This is a genomic window from Streptococcus sp. HMSC072D03, from assembly GCF_001812855.1.
In the GTDB taxonomy this organism is placed as follows: Bacteria; Bacillota; Bacilli; order Lactobacillales; family Streptococcaceae; genus Streptococcus; species Streptococcus salivarius_D.
In genome coordinates, this window is the sequence record NZ_KV810649.1 from 152376 (window position 1) to 170851 (window position 18476).

Annotated in this window: 13 protein-coding genes and 1 pseudogene; 11 read left to right on the forward strand and 3 right to left on the reverse strand. The window is 41.0% G+C overall.

What is annotated here, in order from left to right; all coding sequences use genetic code 11:
- Positions 1-879, reverse strand: a pseudogene (locus HMPREF2877_RS04685) (IS30 family transposase); the annotation flags it as partial.
- A 145-nt stretch (positions 880-1024) separates the two neighbouring features.
- Between HMPREF2877_RS04685 and cls (HMPREF2877_RS04690) the strand changes: the two are divergent.
- From cls (HMPREF2877_RS04690) to smc, 8 genes are all read left to right on the forward strand, one after another.
- Positions 1025-2575: a cardiolipin synthase gene (cls, locus tag HMPREF2877_RS04690; protein WP_171963489.1), complete on the forward strand. Its 1551-nt coding sequence runs from the start codon at positions 1025-1027 to the stop codon at positions 2573-2575.
- Positions 2576-2655: 80 nt separating this feature from the next.
- Positions 2656-3168: a GNAT family N-acetyltransferase gene (locus HMPREF2877_RS04695; RefSeq protein ID WP_037611427.1), complete on the forward strand. Its 513-nt coding sequence runs from the start codon at positions 2656-2658 to the stop codon at positions 3166-3168.
- A 134-nt stretch (positions 3169-3302) separates the two neighbouring features.
- A complete protein-coding gene (gene cls, locus HMPREF2877_RS04700) occupies positions 3303-4877 on the forward strand; it encodes a cardiolipin synthase (protein ID WP_045768600.1) in 1575 nt (524 codons plus the stop codon).
- A 15-nt stretch (positions 4878-4892) separates the two neighbouring features.
- Positions 4893-5546 (forward strand): DNA alkylation repair protein, encoded by a 654-nt coding sequence (locus tag HMPREF2877_RS04705; protein ID WP_045768601.1) that lies wholly within the window; start codon positions 4893-4895, stop codon positions 5544-5546.
- A gap of 294 nt (positions 5547-5840) precedes the next feature.
- Positions 5841-6917 (forward strand): aspartate-semialdehyde dehydrogenase, encoded by a 1077-nt coding sequence (locus HMPREF2877_RS04710; protein WP_003096845.1) that lies wholly within the window; start codon positions 5841-5843, stop codon positions 6915-6917.
- 384 nt (positions 6918-7301) lie between these two features.
- A complete protein-coding gene (gene dapA, locus HMPREF2877_RS04715) occupies positions 7302-8237 on the forward strand; it encodes a 4-hydroxy-tetrahydrodipicolinate synthase (RefSeq protein WP_013990425.1) in 936 nt (311 codons plus the stop codon).
- A gap of 156 nt (positions 8238-8393) precedes the next feature.
- Complete coding sequence (gene rnc, locus HMPREF2877_RS04720) at positions 8394-9083, forward strand: ribonuclease III (RefSeq protein WP_002885331.1); 690 nt, start codon at positions 8394-8396, stop codon at positions 9081-9083.
- Positions 9084-9085: 2 nt separating this feature from the next.
- The gene (gene smc / locus HMPREF2877_RS04725; protein WP_045768602.1) at positions 9086-12619 is read left to right on the forward strand and encodes a chromosome segregation protein SMC; all 3534 of its coding nucleotides are present in this window, start codon (positions 9086-9088) and stop codon (positions 12617-12619) included.
- A gap of 390 nt (positions 12620-13009) precedes the next feature.
- On the opposite strand, the gene HMPREF2877_RS04730 is transcribed toward smc, so the two are convergent.
- The gene (locus HMPREF2877_RS04730) at positions 13010-13555 is read right to left on the reverse strand and encodes a DUF3278 domain-containing protein (protein WP_014633008.1); all 546 of its coding nucleotides are present in this window, start codon (positions 13553-13555) and stop codon (positions 13010-13012) included.
- A gap of 26 nt (positions 13556-13581) precedes the next feature.
- On the reverse strand, positions 13582-13779 hold the full coding sequence (locus HMPREF2877_RS04735; RefSeq protein WP_004182348.1) for a helix-turn-helix transcriptional regulator: 198 nt from the start codon (positions 13777-13779) through the stop codon (positions 13582-13584).
- Between the two features lie 436 nt (positions 13780-14215).
- On the opposite strand from HMPREF2877_RS04735, the gene pheS reads away from it, so the two are divergent.
- The 3 genes from pheS (at position 14216) to pheT (ending at position 18419) form a co-directional block, all read left to right on the forward strand.
- Positions 14216-15259 carry a phenylalanine--tRNA ligase subunit alpha gene (pheS, locus tag HMPREF2877_RS04740; protein ID WP_014633009.1) on the forward strand — a complete coding sequence of 348 codons (1044 nt, stop codon included), beginning with the start codon at positions 14216-14218 and terminating at the stop codon, positions 15257-15259.
- Positions 15260-15275: 16 nt separating this feature from the next.
- Entirely contained in the window at positions 15276-15794 is a 519-nt protein-coding gene (locus tag HMPREF2877_RS04745; RefSeq protein ID WP_045768603.1) for a GNAT family N-acetyltransferase, read from the forward strand.
- 216 nt (positions 15795-16010) lie between these two features.
- Positions 16011-18419, forward strand: a complete 2409-nt coding sequence (pheT, locus tag HMPREF2877_RS04750) for a phenylalanine--tRNA ligase subunit beta (RefSeq protein WP_014633011.1) — start codon at positions 16011-16013, stop codon at positions 18417-18419.
- Positions 18420-18476: the final 57 nt, after the last annotated feature.

The window sequence follows — 18476 nt, forward strand, 5'->3', positions numbered from 1 at the left end:
AGGAATTCTATTTCTTTTATCAGCTATAGCTGATAAATAATTTTGAGAAATATTAGTAAAATCCATTTGTTTCGGTAATCCATTTCGTCTTAATAAGCCATTAGAATGTTCATTGAGACCTCGTTGACCAGGACATCCTGGATCCGCAAAGAAACTATCAATGTCATGTGCATTCGAAATAGATTTCCAATTAGAAAATTCTTTCCCACAATCAAAAGTTATCGACTTAAAGAGATGACTGGAAACTTGAGACAATCATTGATTGATGGAGGCCTCAATATCACTTGCTTTCCGTCCATTGGTTTTCAGTGTGATGATGGCTTTTGAGCAGCGTTCTACTAAGGTAATGACTGCACTTTTGTGTTTTTCTCCCACAATTGTATCCCCTTCTAGATGACCGAATTCCGTCTTAAAATTAGGATAACTGTCTGCTCTCTCACGTAAATCTCTGAGCAACACTTGTTTTCCTCGTTTTTCGCTATGACCATTTGGTTTTCTTTTGCCTTTCCAAGGGAGATCCTCTTTCTTTAGAATACCACGGTCTGCTAGTCGATAGAGAGTTCTCATAGAACAAGAAACTCTATCTGGATAAGTTCCTTTAATGACATCAAGGCTCCAATTTTGTACTAAATGAGTTTGGATAAAATCTTTTTCTGTTTGCGTAAGACTGGTTTTATTCCTGCCACAGCGTTTCTTATTGATTTTATATCGGTTATAGTAATCATAAGCAGAGTGCCCCTCTTTCAGATAGTTGATGACATTGTAGATTGTCTGTTTTGATCTGCCAAGTGAAGTCACAATATCTAAAACTTTTATGTTTTCTTGATAATAAGCCTCTATCATTACAAGATCGTTTGTGGTAAGATGAGCATAGGTCATTTATGTTAGTTTCTTTCAGATAAATGTGGTGTTTATCTGAGCCTAACATAGATGGCTTTTTCTGTCTAGCTTAATTTTACAAATTTGGTTATAATAAGATTAATTAAAAAGGGAAAGGAGTCATGCTATCAAAAACGAAGCTAAAATTGAACGTCTTTATGATAAGAGTCGTCGTGGCTTTCTTCGTGGAATCTTTAGTCGTGCTACGATTATCTTCTTAATCATCTTACTGCAGCTTGTTGTTGTGGCCATGTCTTACCTCTGGTTGCATCAATATAGGATACACCTGCAAGTTACAGAAGTAGTCCTTCGTATTCTGGCCATTATTTATCTCTTTCAAAGTGATATGGAGTCGACGGCTGTAAATACATGGCTCCTGATAGTCTTGCCTTTCCCTATTATCGGAACCTTGCTCTTGGCTTATACGAAACTTGATATAGGTTACACAGGGATGAAGCGTGCTATTCAGAGCAATATTGACCGCAGTTCTGGTATTCTGAAACAAGATAATCAGGCCCTCGAAGAGCTTAAACAGCGTCACACCAGCAACTATAACTTGGTCCAATATCTTGAAAATGTGAACGGTTCCTTTCCAGTTTATCGTCACACGAAGACGACCTATTTCCCAAGTGGTGAAGCCAAGTTTGAGGAAATGAAGAAACAGCTCCTTAAAGCAGAGAAGTACATTTTCTTGGAATATTTCATCATTGGTGAAGGTGAAATGTGGGGTGAAATCCTAGCAATCTTGAAACAAAAGGTTCAAGAAGGGGTGGAAGTTCGAGTCCTGTATGACGGTATGAATGAATTTTCAACTTTGAGTTTTGACTATAAGAAACGATTGGAAAAAATTGGCATTCAATCTCGAGTTTTTGCATCGGTAACCCCTTTCCTGTCAACCTATTACAATTACCGTGACCATAGGAAAATCTTGCTGATTGATGGTAAGGTTGCTTTCACAGGCGGGGTTAATTTAGCTGACGAGTATATCAACAAGATTGAGCGTTTCGGTCATTGGAAAGATACTGCCTTGATGCTGGAGGGCCCAGCGGTTGATACTTTTTTAGTTCTCTTTCTTCAGATGTGGACCTATTCTAACGAAACTTTAGATGTTACGCCGTATATGGTTGAACATAAGGCGTTTGATACCCCTGGCTTTGTTGTTCCTTATGGGGATATTCCATTGGACAAGGATAAAGTTGGTGAGAATGTCTATATTGACATCCTTAACCATGCGCGTGATTTTGTTCATATCATGACACCTTATCTTATTTTGGATGGTGAACTACTCCATGCTCTCAAGTTTGCGGCTGAGCGTGGGGTAGACGTTAGTATCATCATGCCTGGTATTCCTGATAAAAAATCAGCTTACTACCTAGCTAAGACCTACTACCCAACACTGCTAGCCTCTGGCGTTAAAATCTATGAGTACACACCTGGATTTATTCATGCCAAGATCTTTGTAAGTGATAATAGTCGGGCTGTTGTAGGAACGATTAATTTAGATTACCGAAGTCTATATCATCATTTTGAGTGTGCGACCTATCTCTATAGGACTTCTTCGGTTCTTGCTATTGAGGAAGATTTCCAAGCGACAAAAGACCAGTGTCACCGAGTCAGCACGACTGACGTTGAAAAACTTCCATTCCATCAAAAGGCCTTAGGCTTATTGACCAAACTAGTGGCGCCATTGATGTAATGTCAATTTTTGTAAGAAGAGGGTTGAGCCCTCTTTTTTTATAGTATAAAATAAAGATAATGAAGTCGAAGGAGAAAATGATGTTAACCATTCGTCCAGCCAACTTGGCTGATGCACAAGCTATTCAGGTCATCTATGCACCCTATGTTGAGAAGACGGCCATTACCTTTGAATATGAAGTTCCCAGTGTTCAAGAATTTGAGAATCGTATCAATAAAACCCTTGAAACTTACCCTTATCTGGTCGCTGAAGAGGATGGACAAGTTCTCGGATATGCCTATGCTTCAACCTACTATGCCCGGACAGCTTATAATTGGACAACTGAATTGTCCATCTATTTGCATGAAGATGCCCGTGGTCGAGGTCTGGGAAGTCAGCTCTATGATGCTCTTGAAGAGGAACTTGAACAACGGGGCTTTTTGCGATTCTTAGCCTGTATTGCTGTTCCGAACGAGGCTAGCATTGCTATGCATGAAAAACGTGGTTATGTCCAAGTTGCTCATTTTCCAAAAGTGGGCTACAAGTTTGAGCAATGGCATGATATTGTCTGGATGCAAAAGACCTTAGATGGTCCTGTCAGGAAAATACGGTAGGAGGCTAGAAATGTCTAGTCAAAGTCGACAAATTGATTGTGTCATTTGCCCACGCCAGAATGATACTAATAATTGAAAAATCGTAGAAAAAGCTCTGAACTGTGAGCTAATTTCTTTGTACTAAAGGAGCCTATATGTCCCAAGAAATAAGTGCCCGGCTATTGCCTCAGAAGCCGTCTAAATGGGCTAAAATTCTACTTAATCGTAAGGTACCTATTTTCCTGTTTTTCTTACTAGAATTGGCCTTTCTTGTCTTTTCATATATTAGCCTACAAGAGCATTTCCCATCCATTATCTTATGGGAACACTTATTGAGTGTTTTTACCTTTTTATATTTGCTCAATCGTTCCATGGACTCCCGTTCCAAACTTTCTTGGTTGATCATCATTGCCCTCTTTCCCATTTTTGGGACCGCCTTGCTCTATTTTTCGCTAGCTGATTTTGGTGTCAGACGTTTGAAAAAGCGTCTTGTGGAAGCTACTCAGCAAACTTCCGACTATTTGGCTACCGAGCCAGAGGTTGAGGACTATCTGCCTCATAGCGATAGGCAACTGCAAAGACTGGCTTATTTTCTGGAGCATAGTCCTGCTCATTTTCCAATTTATAGAGATACTAAAGTGACTTATTTCCAACTTGGAGATGATATGCTTCCGGCCTTGTTGGAGGATCTGAAAAAGGCAGAGCGTTATATCTTTATGGAGTATTTCATCATTGATGAAGGCATCATGTGGGGAGAGATATTAGCCATCTTGGAGGAGAAGGCTAAGGCAGGACTGGACGTTCGTGTTATGTTTGATGGGATGAATGAGATGACCACCTTATCCTACGATTATATCGAGAGGTTACACAAGGTTGGTATTAAAGCTCAGACCTTCTCGCCAATTAAGCCAGTTTTATCGACCTATTACAACTATCGAGACCACCGAAAAATAACAGTGATTGATGGTCAAGTTGCTTATACTGGTGGCGTTAATATCGCTGACGAGTATGTTAATAAACGAGAACGCTTTGGCCATTGGAAGGACACGGCCCTTCGCTTAGATGGTTCAGCAGTTCAAACGCTAAAAGCTCTCTTTTTGACCATGTGGACAGTGACTGGAATAGAAGATAAAACGGATATGGAGCACTATCTACAAGAAAAACCTCAACAAAGAAAGAGTCAGGGCTTTGTACTCCCTTATGGCAATTCACCGCTGACCTACCACAAGGTTGCCGAAAATGTTTATTTACATCTTCTGAATACATCAACTAATTATGTCTATATCATGACGCCTTATCTGATTTTGGATGATGAATTGGTCAGAGCCATGACCTTTGCGGCCAGACGAGGTGTAGATGTTCGTATCATTATGCCAGGGATTCCAGATAAACAGTATGCCTTTGATATTGCGACGACCTATTTTAAAGTCCTCTTGGATGCTGGCGTCCGTATTTTCCGTTATACCCCAGGCTTTGTCCATGCTAAAGTTTATGTTTCTGACGCCAAACAAGCTGTGGTAGGTACCATTAACACTGATTACCGGAGTCTCTATCAAAATTTTGAAGATGGGGTCTATCTCTATAAAAATCTGGAAGTGCTTAACATAGAACAAGATTTTGAGAAAACCCAGGCGCTCTCAGAGGAAGTCACTCTGGAAAGTTTGTCAAAAATGCCTATAGCACATCGTCTAGGTGGCTATCTCTTTTCTCTGATTGGACCATTGATGTAAAAAAGAAGAAATCATATGGATACAAACATTCTTTTGAAATTGTTAGAAGACCAAGCTGATTCAACGAAAGTCCCAGCAATGGAAGCTTATATGAAAAATAAATTCAGCTTTCTTGGCGTTCAAAAACCAATTCTCAAAAAGATTGAAAGAGAGTTTTTTAAGCCTTTCATAAAAAATCCAATTGATTGGACTTTTGTGGAAGAGTGTTGGCAGCAACCTTACCGTGAGTTTCAATATATTGCTATGGATTATCTGGATAAAAAGAAGAAGGAGCTTAGACCTGAAGATTTTTCAAAGCTAAAGGAATTGGCTCAAACCAAATCATGGTGGGACAGTATAGATCAGTTGGACCGTATCATCGGGGAGATTACTTTTCACTACCCAGAAACCAAGAATATCATGCGTCAATGGAGTCTGGATGAGGATTTTTGGTTGAGACGTATTGCCATCGACCACCAGCTTATGCGTAAAGAATTGACTGATACAAACCTCTTAGCTGAGGTTATCTGTAACAACTTTGGACAGACTGAGCTTTTCATTAACAAGGCTATCGGTTGGAGTTTGCGCAATTACTCAAAGGTAAATCCTGATTGGGTTCGAGCTTTTATTGATCAACATGCTAGTCAAATGGCATCTCTTAGCATTCGTGAGGGAAGTAAGTATTTATAGAAATCAAGAGCTTGACTCTTGCGTTCATTATGCTAGAATAGAAACATGCGATGAGTCGATTGGCTCTTTAGAGCCTTTTGCGCTGAGGAGGTCTACATTAAATTGTAACGCAGGAGCGGACCTTGAGTAGTTGTGTGAACCTGCTACTCTCATCGAAAGATGCCTCTTATCCCTTACCATTTGGTAGGGGATTTTCTTTATTCTTGGCGTTTTAACCCTTTTCAACTGGGCTTAAACGTAGTATAATAGATTCACTAAACTAAATTGATAGAAAATTCCGAAAGAGGTTTTACTATGGGATACACAGTTGCTGTTGTCGGTGCTACAGGTGCCGTTGGTGCTCAAATGATCAAAATGTTGGAAGAATCAACACTTCCAATCGATAAAATTCGCTACCTTGCGTCTGCACGTTCTGCAGGGAAAGTTTTGCAATTTAAAGGACAAGATGTGACCATCGAAGAAACGACTGAAGACGCATTTGAAGGTGTAGATATTGCACTTTTCTCAGCTGGTGGATCTACCTCTGCTAAATATGCACCATACGCCGTTAAAGCTGGTGCAGTAGTCGTTGATAATACATCATACTTCCGTCAAAACCCAGATGTACCATTGGTTGTACCTGAGGTCAATGCACATGCGCTTGATGCTCACAACGGTATTATCGCTTGCCCTAACTGTTCAACGATTCAAATGATGGTTGCTCTTGAGCCAGTTCGTCAAAAATGGGGCTTGGACCGTATCATCGTGTCAACTTACCAAGCCGTATCAGGTGCTGGTATGGGAGCAATCCTTGAAACACAACGTGAGTTGAAAGAAGTTTTGAATGACGGTGTTAACCCACGTGATGTTAAAGCTGAAATCTTGCCATGTGGTGGCGATAAGAAACACTTCCCAATCGCCTTCAACGCCTTGGCTCAAATTGACGTCTTCACTGAAAATGACTACACTTACGAAGAAATGAAGATGACAAACGAAACTAAGAAAATCATGGAAGACGATAGCATTGCTGTATCAGCAACATGTGTGCGTATTCCAGTCTTGTCAGCTCACTCAGAGTCAGTCTACATTGAAACAAAAGAAGTGGCACCAATTGACGAAGTGAAAGCTGCTATTGCAGAATTCCCAGGTGCAGTCCTTGAAGACGACGTTGCTAACCAAGTCTACCCACAAGCCGTTAATGCTGTAGGTTCACGTGATACATTTGTCGGACGTATCCGTAAAGACTTGGATGCTGAAAAAGGTATCCACATGTGGGTTGTTTCAGATAACCTCCTTAAAGGTGCCGCTTGGAACTCAGTCCAAATCGCAGAAACACTCCACGAACGTGGTTTGGTTCGCCCAACTTCAGAATTGAAATTTGAATTGAAATAGGGAGCAAAACAGAAATCAGTAACTCGAAGAGTTTGATTTCTCCTTCGCTTTTATAATTTAAGGCTCAGGCTATAAAAGTCCACCGGACTTTTATACTCCCCCCGCACAGTTGATTAGGAAGTACGAATGTTGCAAGCATGAGTAGTTCCAATCAACCACTGCGTTATGATTTAGGAATCAGTAAGGATTTAGTGTTGTATTTGAATACTAAAATCAAGTTGAATCCTATAAAGCAGAGAGACTTCTCTCTGTTTTTTTTGTGTTTTGACTATCATATTGAAACAGTCAGTCCTCCCGTTTTCAGAAAATTGTTAACTTATCTGTCTGTCTGGTCAAAATTATGGTAAAATGGAAAGGATTAGAAAACGGTTGAAGGAGAATATTATGTCAATTGATCAATTAAGAGATGTCAAACTGATCACAGCCCTTATTACACCTTTCCACGAAGATGGCTCTATCAATTACGATGCGCTTCCAGAATTGATTGAGCATCTTTTGGCTCACCATACAGAAGCTCTTCTTTTGGCGGGGACAACAGCTGAAAGTCCAACACTTACTCACGATGAGGAGTTGGAACTCTTTGCGGCTGTTCAGAAAATCGTTAATGGACGTGTGCCATTAATTGCTGGTGTCGGTACCAACGATACACGCGACTCTATCGAGTTTGCCAAAGAAGTTGCCAAATTTGGTGGTTTTGCAGCTGGTCTTGCTATCGTGCCTTACTACAACAAGCCATCACAAGAAGGTATGTACCAACACTTCAAAGCTATTGCGGATGCTTCTGATTTGCCAATTATCATTTACAACATCCCTGGTCGTGTGGTTGTTGAAATGGCTCCTGATACCATGCTTCGTTTGGCTGAACATCCAAATATTATCGGTGTTAAAGAATGTACCAGCCTTGCAAATATGGCCTACCTTATCGAACATAAACCTGAAGATTTCTTGGTTTATACAGGTGAAGATGGGGATGCCTTCCACGCAATGAATCTTGGAGCTAACGGTGTCATCTCAGTAGCCTCTCATACAAACGGTGATGAGATGCATGCCATGCTTGAAGCTATTGAAAATAGTGACCTCAAGACAGCAGCAGCTATCCAACGTAAATTCATTCCTAAAGTTAACGCTCTCTTCTCAGTACCAAGCCCTGCACCTGTTAAGGCTGTTCTTAACCATCTTGGTTTCGAAGTTGGACCACTTCGTTTGCCATTGGTTGCATGTACTTCAGAAGAAGCCAAACGTATCATCAAGGTTGTCCTTGAAGAAGATGTCGAAGCAACACGTGAGACAGTTACAGGTGTCGTTCGTCCAGATTATTAAGAAAATGAAGTTGAGCAGCTTGCTCAGCTTTTTTAGTTGAATAGGTTAAATCTCACAAATTCAGCGGATATAGGTTCTAAAAGCAGTTTTCTATCATGAAAATTGGCTTTTTTTGATATAATTATAGTTAGTGTGCTTAAAAAGAAAGGAAGTTTCATGAATCAACTTGAACAAAAACTTGAGCAGGATTTTGGTATTGTTTTTAGCCAAAAAGACCTCTTAGAAACAGCATTTACCCATACCTCATATGCCAATGAGCACCGCCTCCTAAACATTTCACATAATGAACGTTTGGAATTTTTAGGAGACGCGGCTCTGCAATTAGTCATTTCTGTTTATCTTTACAAACGCTACCCTAACAAGCCAGAGGGAGAAATGTCTAAGATGCGTAGTACTATCGTTCGTGAAGAGAGTTTGGCAGGTTTTACAAAGGCTTGCGGTTTCGAGCAGTATATCCGTCTTGGTAAAGGGGAAGAAAAATCTGGTGGACGTGAACGTGCCACTATCCTTGGTGACCTCTGGGAGGCCTTCCTCGGTGCCCTTTATTTGGATCAAGGGTTGCCTGCAGTTGAGAAATTCTTGAATCAGGTCATGATTCCTCAGGTTGAAAAGGGGAACTTTGACCGCGTAACAGACTATAAAACAGCTTTGCAAGAGCGTCTTCAGGTCAATGGTACGGTTGATATTACTTATACCGTTATCGACGAGTCTGGACCAGCTCATGCCAAAGAATTTACTATGCAGGTAGCTGTTGATGGTAAGGAGCTCAGCACAGGTCTTGGAAAATCTAAGAAATTAGCTGAACAGGCAGCGGCTAAGGCTGCCCTTGAACAACTAGGAAATTAAGCATGTATTTGAAATCAATTGAAATGCAGGGCTTTAAATCCTTTGCGGACAAGACGCAAGTCGTCTTTGACAAGGGAGTAACAGCCGTTGTAGGTCCAAATGGATCGGGAAAATCAAATATTACAGAAAGTCTACGCTGGGCACTGGGTGAATCATCTGCCAAGAGTTTGCGTGGAGGCAAGATGCCTGACGTTATTTTTGCAGGAACAGAGGTTCGTAAGGCTCTCAACTATGCGGAAGTGGCAGTTACTCTTGATAACAGTGATGGCTTTATCGCGGGTGCTGGTGAAACCATTCGTGTGGAGCGTCACATTTATCGAAACGGTGACAATGATTACTTGATTGATGGTCGCAAGGTTCGTCTGCGTGATATTCATGACCTCTTCATGGATACCGGTCTGGGGCGTGATTCTTTTTCCATTATTTCCCAAGGTCGTGTTGAGGCTATTTTTAATGCCAAACCTGAAGAGCGCCGAGCTATTTTCGAAGAAGCCGCAGGGGTTCTCAAATATAAGACACGTAAGAAAGAAACAGAAAGCAAGCTTAATCAAACCCAAGATAATCTTGATCGTTTGGAAGATATCATCTACGAGCTGGACGGTCAGGTTAAACCGCTTGAAAAGCAAGCAGCGACTGCTAAACGTTACTTGGAATTAGATGAAGAGCGTAGACAGACTCAGCTTAATCTTTTGGTCCACGATATTGAAGTTGGTAGGTCTGACTTGAGCCAGACCCAAGAGGATTTGGCAGCGGTCAAGGAAAAATTAACTAGCTATTATGAGGAACGCCATCGTCTAGAGACTGAGAACCAGGAGCTCAAGCAAAAACGCCATCAAATTTCAGAACAAATTTCTTCTGACCAACAAACCTTGGTGGATGTCACACGTCTTATTAGTGACTTTGAGCGTCAAATTGATCTTTATACCATGGAGAGTCAGCAACGTTCAGAGAAAAAAGAAGAAACTGAAGCTCGTCTCAGTGAGTTAGAGCATTTGAAAGCGGAAGCTCAGGCAGCACTCGATAAGATTAATCAAAGCCAAGTTGAATTGAATGCGGAGTTGGATAGCCTTGCCCAAGAGCTGATTGCTATTCAAAAAGAACTGGAGCAATTTTCTGATGATCCAGATACGCTTATCGAACGTTTACGTGAAGACTATGTTGGTCTGATGCAGGAGGAAGCTAAGGTTTCCAACAGTTTGACTCAGGTCACTCACGACATGGACAGTCAGACACAAGCGCTTGAGGCACAAGCTGAAGAATATAAACAAGCTCAAGCTGATTTGCTCTCCGCTCAGGAAGTGGCCAGCGAAACCCAAAAAGCTTATCAAGCAGCCAAAGAGAGTCTTCAAAGCCTCTTAGCTAGCTACAAAGAAAAGGCCCAGGCTTATCAGACTCTTGATAAGGACTATCAAGAGGCTCAAAAGCAGATGTTTGACCTCATGGATCACTTTAAGAGTAAAGATGCCCGTCGTCAAAGTCTTGAATCTATTCAAAAAAATCATAGTAATTTCTATGCAGGGGTTAAGGCTGTCCTTCAAAACGCCCAATCTATTCAAGGAATTATTGGCGCTGTCAGTGAACACTTGACCTTCGATACGCGCTATCAGACGGCTCTTGAAATCGCTATGGGGGCTAGTGGGCAAAATATTATTGTGGAGGACGAAGCGGCTGCTAAGCGTTCGATTGACTACTTGAAGCGCAATCGTCAGGGGCGTGCAACTTTCTTGCCGTTGACAACCATCAAACCACGTCAACTTAACGGACAATTTGCTCAAAGTCTAGCCAATGCACCGGGCTTTATTGGTATGGCTTCCGATTTGGTTACCTATGAGGACCGCTTATCTAATATTTTTCAAAACCTTCTAGGGGTAACGGCAATCTTTGATACCATTGACAATGCTAATAAGGCGGCTCGAGCGGTTCGTTTCCAAGTACGTATGGTTACTCTTGACGGGTCTGAGATCCGTCCCGGTGGTGCCTTTGCTGGTGGTACCAACAAACAAAATAATAATCTCTTTATCAAGCCTGAACTGGATGCATTGACTTCTGAAATTAACCAGATTAAGGCTCAATTAAGTGATAGTGAAGCCAAAGTTGAAGCCCTCAAGATCAAACGTAAGGCTCTACAGAAAGAACTAGAAGACCTTAAGGTAGATGGTGAAAATGCTCGTCTGCAAGAGCAAAAACTAGACCTAGAACACCAACAAGCCTTGTCAGAGGTGGAGAAAAATCAAACCCTAGTGGATAGTTTCAAACAGGATTCTCAGGGAACTGATGGAGCAAATCTTCAAGATAAGGCTGAACAACTTAAAGCAGAGTTAGCACAAATTGCATCCAAGCGTGAGGCCATTAACGACCGTATTGAAGCTATTAAGGAAGACAAAGATGCACTTGGCCAACAAAAACAGGTTCTCTTAGACAAGCAATCTGAACTTCAGTTGAAGGAACGTGATTTGCAAGCAGAATTGCGTTTTGCTAAGACAGAGAGTAATCGTATTCAAGCCGACTTGTCTGAGTTAATGAAGGAATCGGATAGTCTTAAAGCGCTCCTTAATAATCAGGTCAATGATGACCAAACTGACCGTCTTCCGCATTTGCAAGCACAGCATAAAGAAGCTGTTCAACGTAAGGACGATTTGGAACAAGCTCTTGTCCGTGCCAAGATTCAGGTGCAAGATTACGAAGGTCAGTTGGAAGACTTGGAGGAGCGTTTGGCTAAAGCTGGTAATCGTAACGAGGATTTGATTCGTCAGCAGACTCGCCTGGAAGAGCGTGAAAGTCAGATTAGTCAATCGCTTCGTAAGTTTGCGACTCAGTTGGCTGAAGATTACCAGATGACACTTGAAGTTGCCAAAAGTCAGGCTAGCCCTCTTGACAATGTCGAACAAACCCGCCAGAATTTGCAAGGTCTTGAGCGTTCGATTAAGGCATTGGGTCCAGTCAATGTGGATGCTATTGCCCAATTTGAAGAGGTTAAGCAACGTCTTGATTTCTTGAACGGACAAAAGGATGATTTGCTCGAAGCTAAGAGTCTCCTTCTGAATACCATAAATGACATGGATGATGAAGTGAAATCACGCTTTAAAGCAACCTTTGAGGCTATCCGAGAAAGCTTTAAACAGACCTTTACCCAGATGTTTGGTGGAGGTACAGCAGACTTGATTTTGACCTCAGACAATCTCCTAGAGGCTGGGGTAGAAATTTCTGTGCAGCCACCAGGTAAGAAAATTCAATCACTTAACCTTATGTCTGGTGGTGAGAAGGCCTTGTCAGCTCTTGCCCTTCTCTTTGCCATCATTCGTGTTAAAACCATTCCATTTGTTATCCTTGACGAAGTAGAAGCGGCTTTGGATGAAGCCAATGTTAAACGCTTCGGTGACTACCTTAATCGTTTTGACAAGTCCAGTCAATTTATTGTAGTTACCCACCGTAAGGGAACGATGTCTGCGGCAGACTCTATTTATGGGGTAACCATGCAGGAATCAGGTGTCTCGAAAATCGTTTCGGTCAAACTAAAAGACCTTGATTTAGACTAAAAATAGATTATATTTTCATGAAAGATAGTTGATAGCTTTATCACTATCTTTTTTCATAGTCTCAAAAAATTTGTAAGGACTTTCAGAAAAACATTAAGTTTGCGCTTTCAAAATTACGCAATCGATTGCGTAAAATGGCTTAACAAAGGCTATGATTAGGATTTTAGGGTTTATGAGAGAGAGGGTGACTTGTCATTTTGCACTGACATGTTACAATATTTAAGGAAATGTCATATGGGGATATGGTGTTTTTTGAAGTTAGTTATAGTGTATGTGTTAAGATACGATTTTCTGGACACATTTAGGCTTCGCGTATACAAGTCTAAGAAGTCTTCTTTCGAGCAAAAAATCCAGGCTGGGAAACCTGGATTTTTTCTTTGTCTTTTGAGTTTATTGATCATCTTTTTCAGCTTGAGATTTGGCTTGTTTGATACCAGCATTAACTAAGCCCTGCATGATAGCCCCAAAAAAGATAGCTTCAAAGATGCCTGATAGCATATTACGGATTGAGAATAATTCTGTCAAATAGTCTTTATTGTCAACTAAGAAGTGAACTAGGGGCATGCCTAAGAACATGCTAATCCCAAAGCATAAACCTGACTTAAGCCCCACGTGCTTAAGTTGTTTTTTCTCTTTCTCAGTCAGTTCTTCCTCGTCAAAAGCATTAACAGCACTTATCTTTAACTTATAAGTAAGGATGCTGCTAACTAACAGAATGATAATCAAGAGGAGGATAGGATAAATACGAGCTACAAGTTCGGGATACTTAAAGCCTATAAGAAAGGCAATACAATTACCACAAAGTAAGGTAAAGAAAAGAACTACGAAAGCTATGTTACCCATTCGATCAACCTGTTGGCGCTTTTGTTCATCTAAAGGACCTGTGATACCATAAAAACGTTTAATGAGTTTGTCAGTGAAAGTTTCTTTAATCATGATTTACCTCTTTCTATCTTATATCTCTATTCGGAATTTCCATCCCAAAAGAGACTGTTAAGATCCGTATCTAGAGCTTTAGCTAGATTAAGACAGAGCTCTAGTGTTGGGTTATACTTGTTATTTTCGATCATGTTAATGGTCTGTCGGGAAACGCCAATAGACTTTGCAAGTTCTAATTGCGAAAGCCCCATATTCTTTCTAAATTCCCTGACATGATTCATAATGGGCCTCCTTCTGAAAGATAAGCTAACGAGTTACTGTAAGTAGCAATTAAATATGTCAACTTTATCTGACATAATTGTAGCAAGTTTATATAGATGTGTCAATTATCTTAGACATATTTTCCATTTTGGCATTAACTAAAGGTTTCTTTGTCAGCTCTTGAAAGCTTTTTGTTTTTTTGGTAAAATTGATAGTAATTGAATAGAAGTCGTAGAGACTAGTAACCTTATGGAAATTGACAGGGATTGGGGGTCATGGACTGGAAGCCTCCTCAAGGGAAGTTTGGCGAATTCACTCATGAAGACGACTGACGAATCAAGGTCTGGGTAACCAGATAAAAAACGGATGGTACCGCGTGTCAACGCTCCGGGTTGGAGTTTTGGCATGTGGTTTTTTTGTTTGTGATTCGAAATTGTTACATAAGAAAGGAATCTCATGGATTTACAAACACAATTGCAAGAGTTGAAAACATCAACGCAGGCTAAATTGGCTGAAATGCGTGGTGAACACTCTAAAGAATTACAAGAATTGCGTGTTGCAGTTTTGGGTAAAAAAGGCTCTTTGACAGATCTTTTGAAGGGGCTCAAAGACCTTCCTAATGAAGAACGCCCTAAAGTTGGTAAAATGGTCAACGAAGTTCGTGACGTTTTGACTGAAGCTTTTGATGAAGCCGCTAAAATTGTTGAAGCCGCTAAAATTCAAGCACAACTTGACTCTGAAAGTCTTGACGTAACCCTTCCAGGACGCCAAGTCAAACTTGGTAACCGTCATATTCTTAGCCAAACAGCTGAGGAAATCGAAGACATTTTCTTGGGGATGGGCTTCCAAATCGTTGATGGTTTTGAAGTTGAGACTGATTACTATAACTTTGAACGTATGAACTTGCCTAAAGACCACCCAGCCCGTGATATGCAAGATACCTTCTACATTACTGAAGAAATTTTGCTTCGTACTCACACAAGTCCTGTTCAAGCTCGTACACTTGATAAACACGATTTTTCTAAAGGTCCACTTAAGATGATCTCACCAGGACGTGTTTTCCGTCGTGATACAGATGATGCGACTCACAGTCACCAGTTCCACCAAATCGAAGGTTTGGTCGTTGGTAAAAACATTTCAATGGGTGATCTTAAGGGAACGCTTGAAATGATTATCCAAAAAATGTTTGGTGCAGAACGTCAAATCCGTTTGCGTCCTTCTTACTTCCCATTCACTGAGCCTTCAGTTGAAGTTGACGTGTCATGCTTTAAGTGTGGTGGTAAAGGATGTAACGTATGTAAGAAGACAGGTTGGATCGAGATCCTCGGTGCTGGTATGGTTCACCCACAAGTGCTTGAGATGTCAGGAGTTGATTCTGAAGAATACTCAGGTTTCGCCTTCGGTCTTGGTCAAGAACGTATTGCCATGCTTCGTTATGGTATCAACGACATTCGTGGTTTCTACCAAGGGGATGTTCGCTTCTCAGAACAGTTTAAATAAGGTTTAGGAGGTTGTCATGTCAGTCGTTATTCGTAAGGTTCTTCCGGAAGAAGTAGCAGAATTAAAAGTTATCTCCGAAGATACCTTTAGAGAGACTTTTGCTCATGATAATACCGAAGCCCAGTTGCAAGGTTACTTTGACACTGCACTTTCTGAGGAAGTCCTCTTAGATGAAATCACTCAGGAAGAATCGCGTTACTTTTTCATTCTCGTTGATGGTGAAAAGGCAGGTTTTCTAAAGACTAATGTAGGTTCTGCTCAAACAGAGCAGCACTTGGATAATGCCTTTCAAATTCAACGTATTTATATCAGTCAGGCCTTCCAAGGCATGGGCTTGGGTAAGCAACTCTTTGAGTTTGCCTTACAAGAAGCTCGTGATTTAGGTTGTGATTGGGCCTGGTTGGGTGTTTGGGAAAGGAATTTCAAAGCACAGATATTTTACGATAAATATGGCTTCGAAAAATTCGCAGAACACGATTTTCCAGTTGGTGATGGTAAAGTAGACCGCGACTGGTTGCTTAAATTAAAACTATAAACCGATTATTATGTTGATTGAGAGGATTTTATAAGGCGATTAAACGTGTTAGTTCGTCTTCCTCTTATATCAGATATACATATTCCTAAATTACAGAAAGGATTTGAACCCGCCCTAAGCTCTGGGCAAAAAAGATAAAGTCACCTAGGTGCTGATGCACCAACGTTGCCTTTCCTATTTTTGCTGAGAGCTATTAACGGGCTTGGTATCATAATTATGCTAGTTAGTTATAAATGGTTAAAAGAGTTGGTTGATGTGGATGTTACCACTGCTGAACTCGCTGAAAAAATGTCGACGACAGGTATTGAAGTGGAAGGTGTTGAGACACCTGCCGAAGGCTTGTCAAAATTGGTTGTTGGTCATGTCTTGTCATGTGAAGATGTGCCTGACACACACTTGCACTTGTGTCAAGTAGATACAGGAGATGCTGAAGGTCCACGTCAAATTGTTTGTGGTGCTCCAAATGTCACTGCTGGTATCAAGGTAATTGTTGCTATTCCTGGTGCCCGCATTGCGGATAACTACAAGATCAAAAAAGGTAAGATTCGCGGGATGGAATCTCTCGGTATGATCTGTTCTTTGGCAGAGCTTGGACTTCCAGATAGCATTATTCCTAAGGAATTTGCGGATGGTATCCAAATTTTGCCAGAAGATGCCGTACCTGGAGATAGCATCTTCCCATATCTTGACCTTGATGATGAAATCATCGAATTGTCAATCACACCTAACCGTGCGGATGCTCTTTCTATGCGTGGTGTGGCACATGAAGTTGCTGCAATCTATGGAAAATCTGTTCACTTCCCAGAAAAAACGGTTACTGAAGACAGCAAACCAGCTTCTGATAAGATTTCAGTAGCCATCGAAAGTGATAAAGTGGCTACTTATGCTAGTCGTGTGGTTGAGAATGTTACTGTTCAACCAAGTCCACAATGGTTGCAAAACCTTCTTATGAATGCTGGTATCCGTCCAATCAACAACGTGGTTGACGTGACAAACTATGTTCTTCTTTATTTTGGACAACCAATGCATGCCTTCGATTTGGATAAATTTGAAGACTCACGTATCGTTGCTCGTGATGCCCGTGATGGGGAAAAATTAGTCACTCTCGATGGTGAAGAACGTGAATTGACTGCTGAAGATATTGTTATTACAGTTGCTGACAAACCAGTTGCCCTCGCAGGTGTTATGGGTGGCGCTTCAACTGAAATTGACAACAATTCTAAAAATGTCGTTCTCGAAGCTGCTGTTTTTGATGGAAAATCAGTTCGTAAGACAAGTAGCCGTCTCAACCTTCGTTCAGAATCATCATCACGTTTTGAAAAAGGTATCAATAACGACACTGTCCTTGAAGCCCTTGATTTTGCTGCAGCTATGTTGCAAGAATTGGCAAATGGAACGGTTCTTGCAGGCCGTGTTCAAGCGGGATCTGTTGATACAGAGCCAGTTCAAGTTTCTACAAGCCTTGACTACGTAAATGTTCGCCTTGGTACAGAATTGACTTTTGCAGATATTGAAGATGTGTTTGCAAAACTTGGTTTTGGATTGACTGGTGATGCTGATAAATTCACAGTATCTGTACCACGTCGTCGTTGGGATATCAGTATCCAAGCAGACTTAGTTGAAGAAATTGCACGTATTTACGGCTATGAAAAATTGCCTACGACTCTTCCAGAAGCAGCAGGAACAGCTGGTGAGTTGACTGAGACACAAGCGCTTCGTCGCAAGGTTCGTACCATTGCTGAAGGTGCTGGATTGACGGAAATCATCTCATATGCTTTGACAACACCTGAAAAAGCTGTTGAATTTGCTGTGACACCTACTAACTTGACTGAGTTGATGTGGCCAATGACTGTTGACCGTTCAGCCCTCCGTCAGAACATGGTCTCTGGTATGCTTGATACTGTTGCTTACAATGTTAACCGTAAGAATAGTAACGTTGCTATTTACGAAATCGGTAAGGTCTTTGAACAAAACGGTAATCCAAAAGAGGAATTGCCAAATGAAATCAATACCTTTGCCTTCGCTATTTCTGGTCTAGTAGCTGAAAAAGATTTCCAAACTAAAGCAACACCAGTTGATTTCTTCTACGCCAAAGGTATCGTTGAAGCTCTCTTTGATAAACTTGAAGTTTCAGTTGACTATGTACCGACAAAAGATCTAGCAAGTATGCACCCAGGTCGTACAGCTGCTATTGTCCTTGATGGTCAAACGATTGGATTCCTTGGTCAGGTTCACCCACAAACTGCTAAAAACTACGGTATTCCAGAAACTTATGTCGCTGAAATTAACCTTAGTGCTGTAGAAGCAGCCTTGCAACCGGCTCAACCATTTGTTGAAATCACAAAATTCCCTGCAGTATCACGTGATATTGCCCTTCTTCTCAAGGCAGAAATTACTCATCAAGAAGTTCTTGATGCTATCTACTCTGCAGGAGTGAAACGCTTGGTTGCCGTTAAACTCTTCGACGTTTACGCAGGTGAAAAACTTGGTGCTGGAATGAAATCAATGGCTTATAGCCTTACCTTCCAAAATCCAAATGACAACCTCACAGACGAAGAAGTTGCTAAATACATGGAAAAAATCACCAAAGCTCTTACTGAGAAAGTCGAAGCAGAGGTTCGTTAATAGTTAAAAAATCCATCTGAGAAGATGGATTTTTAAGTGACTAGACTATATTACAAA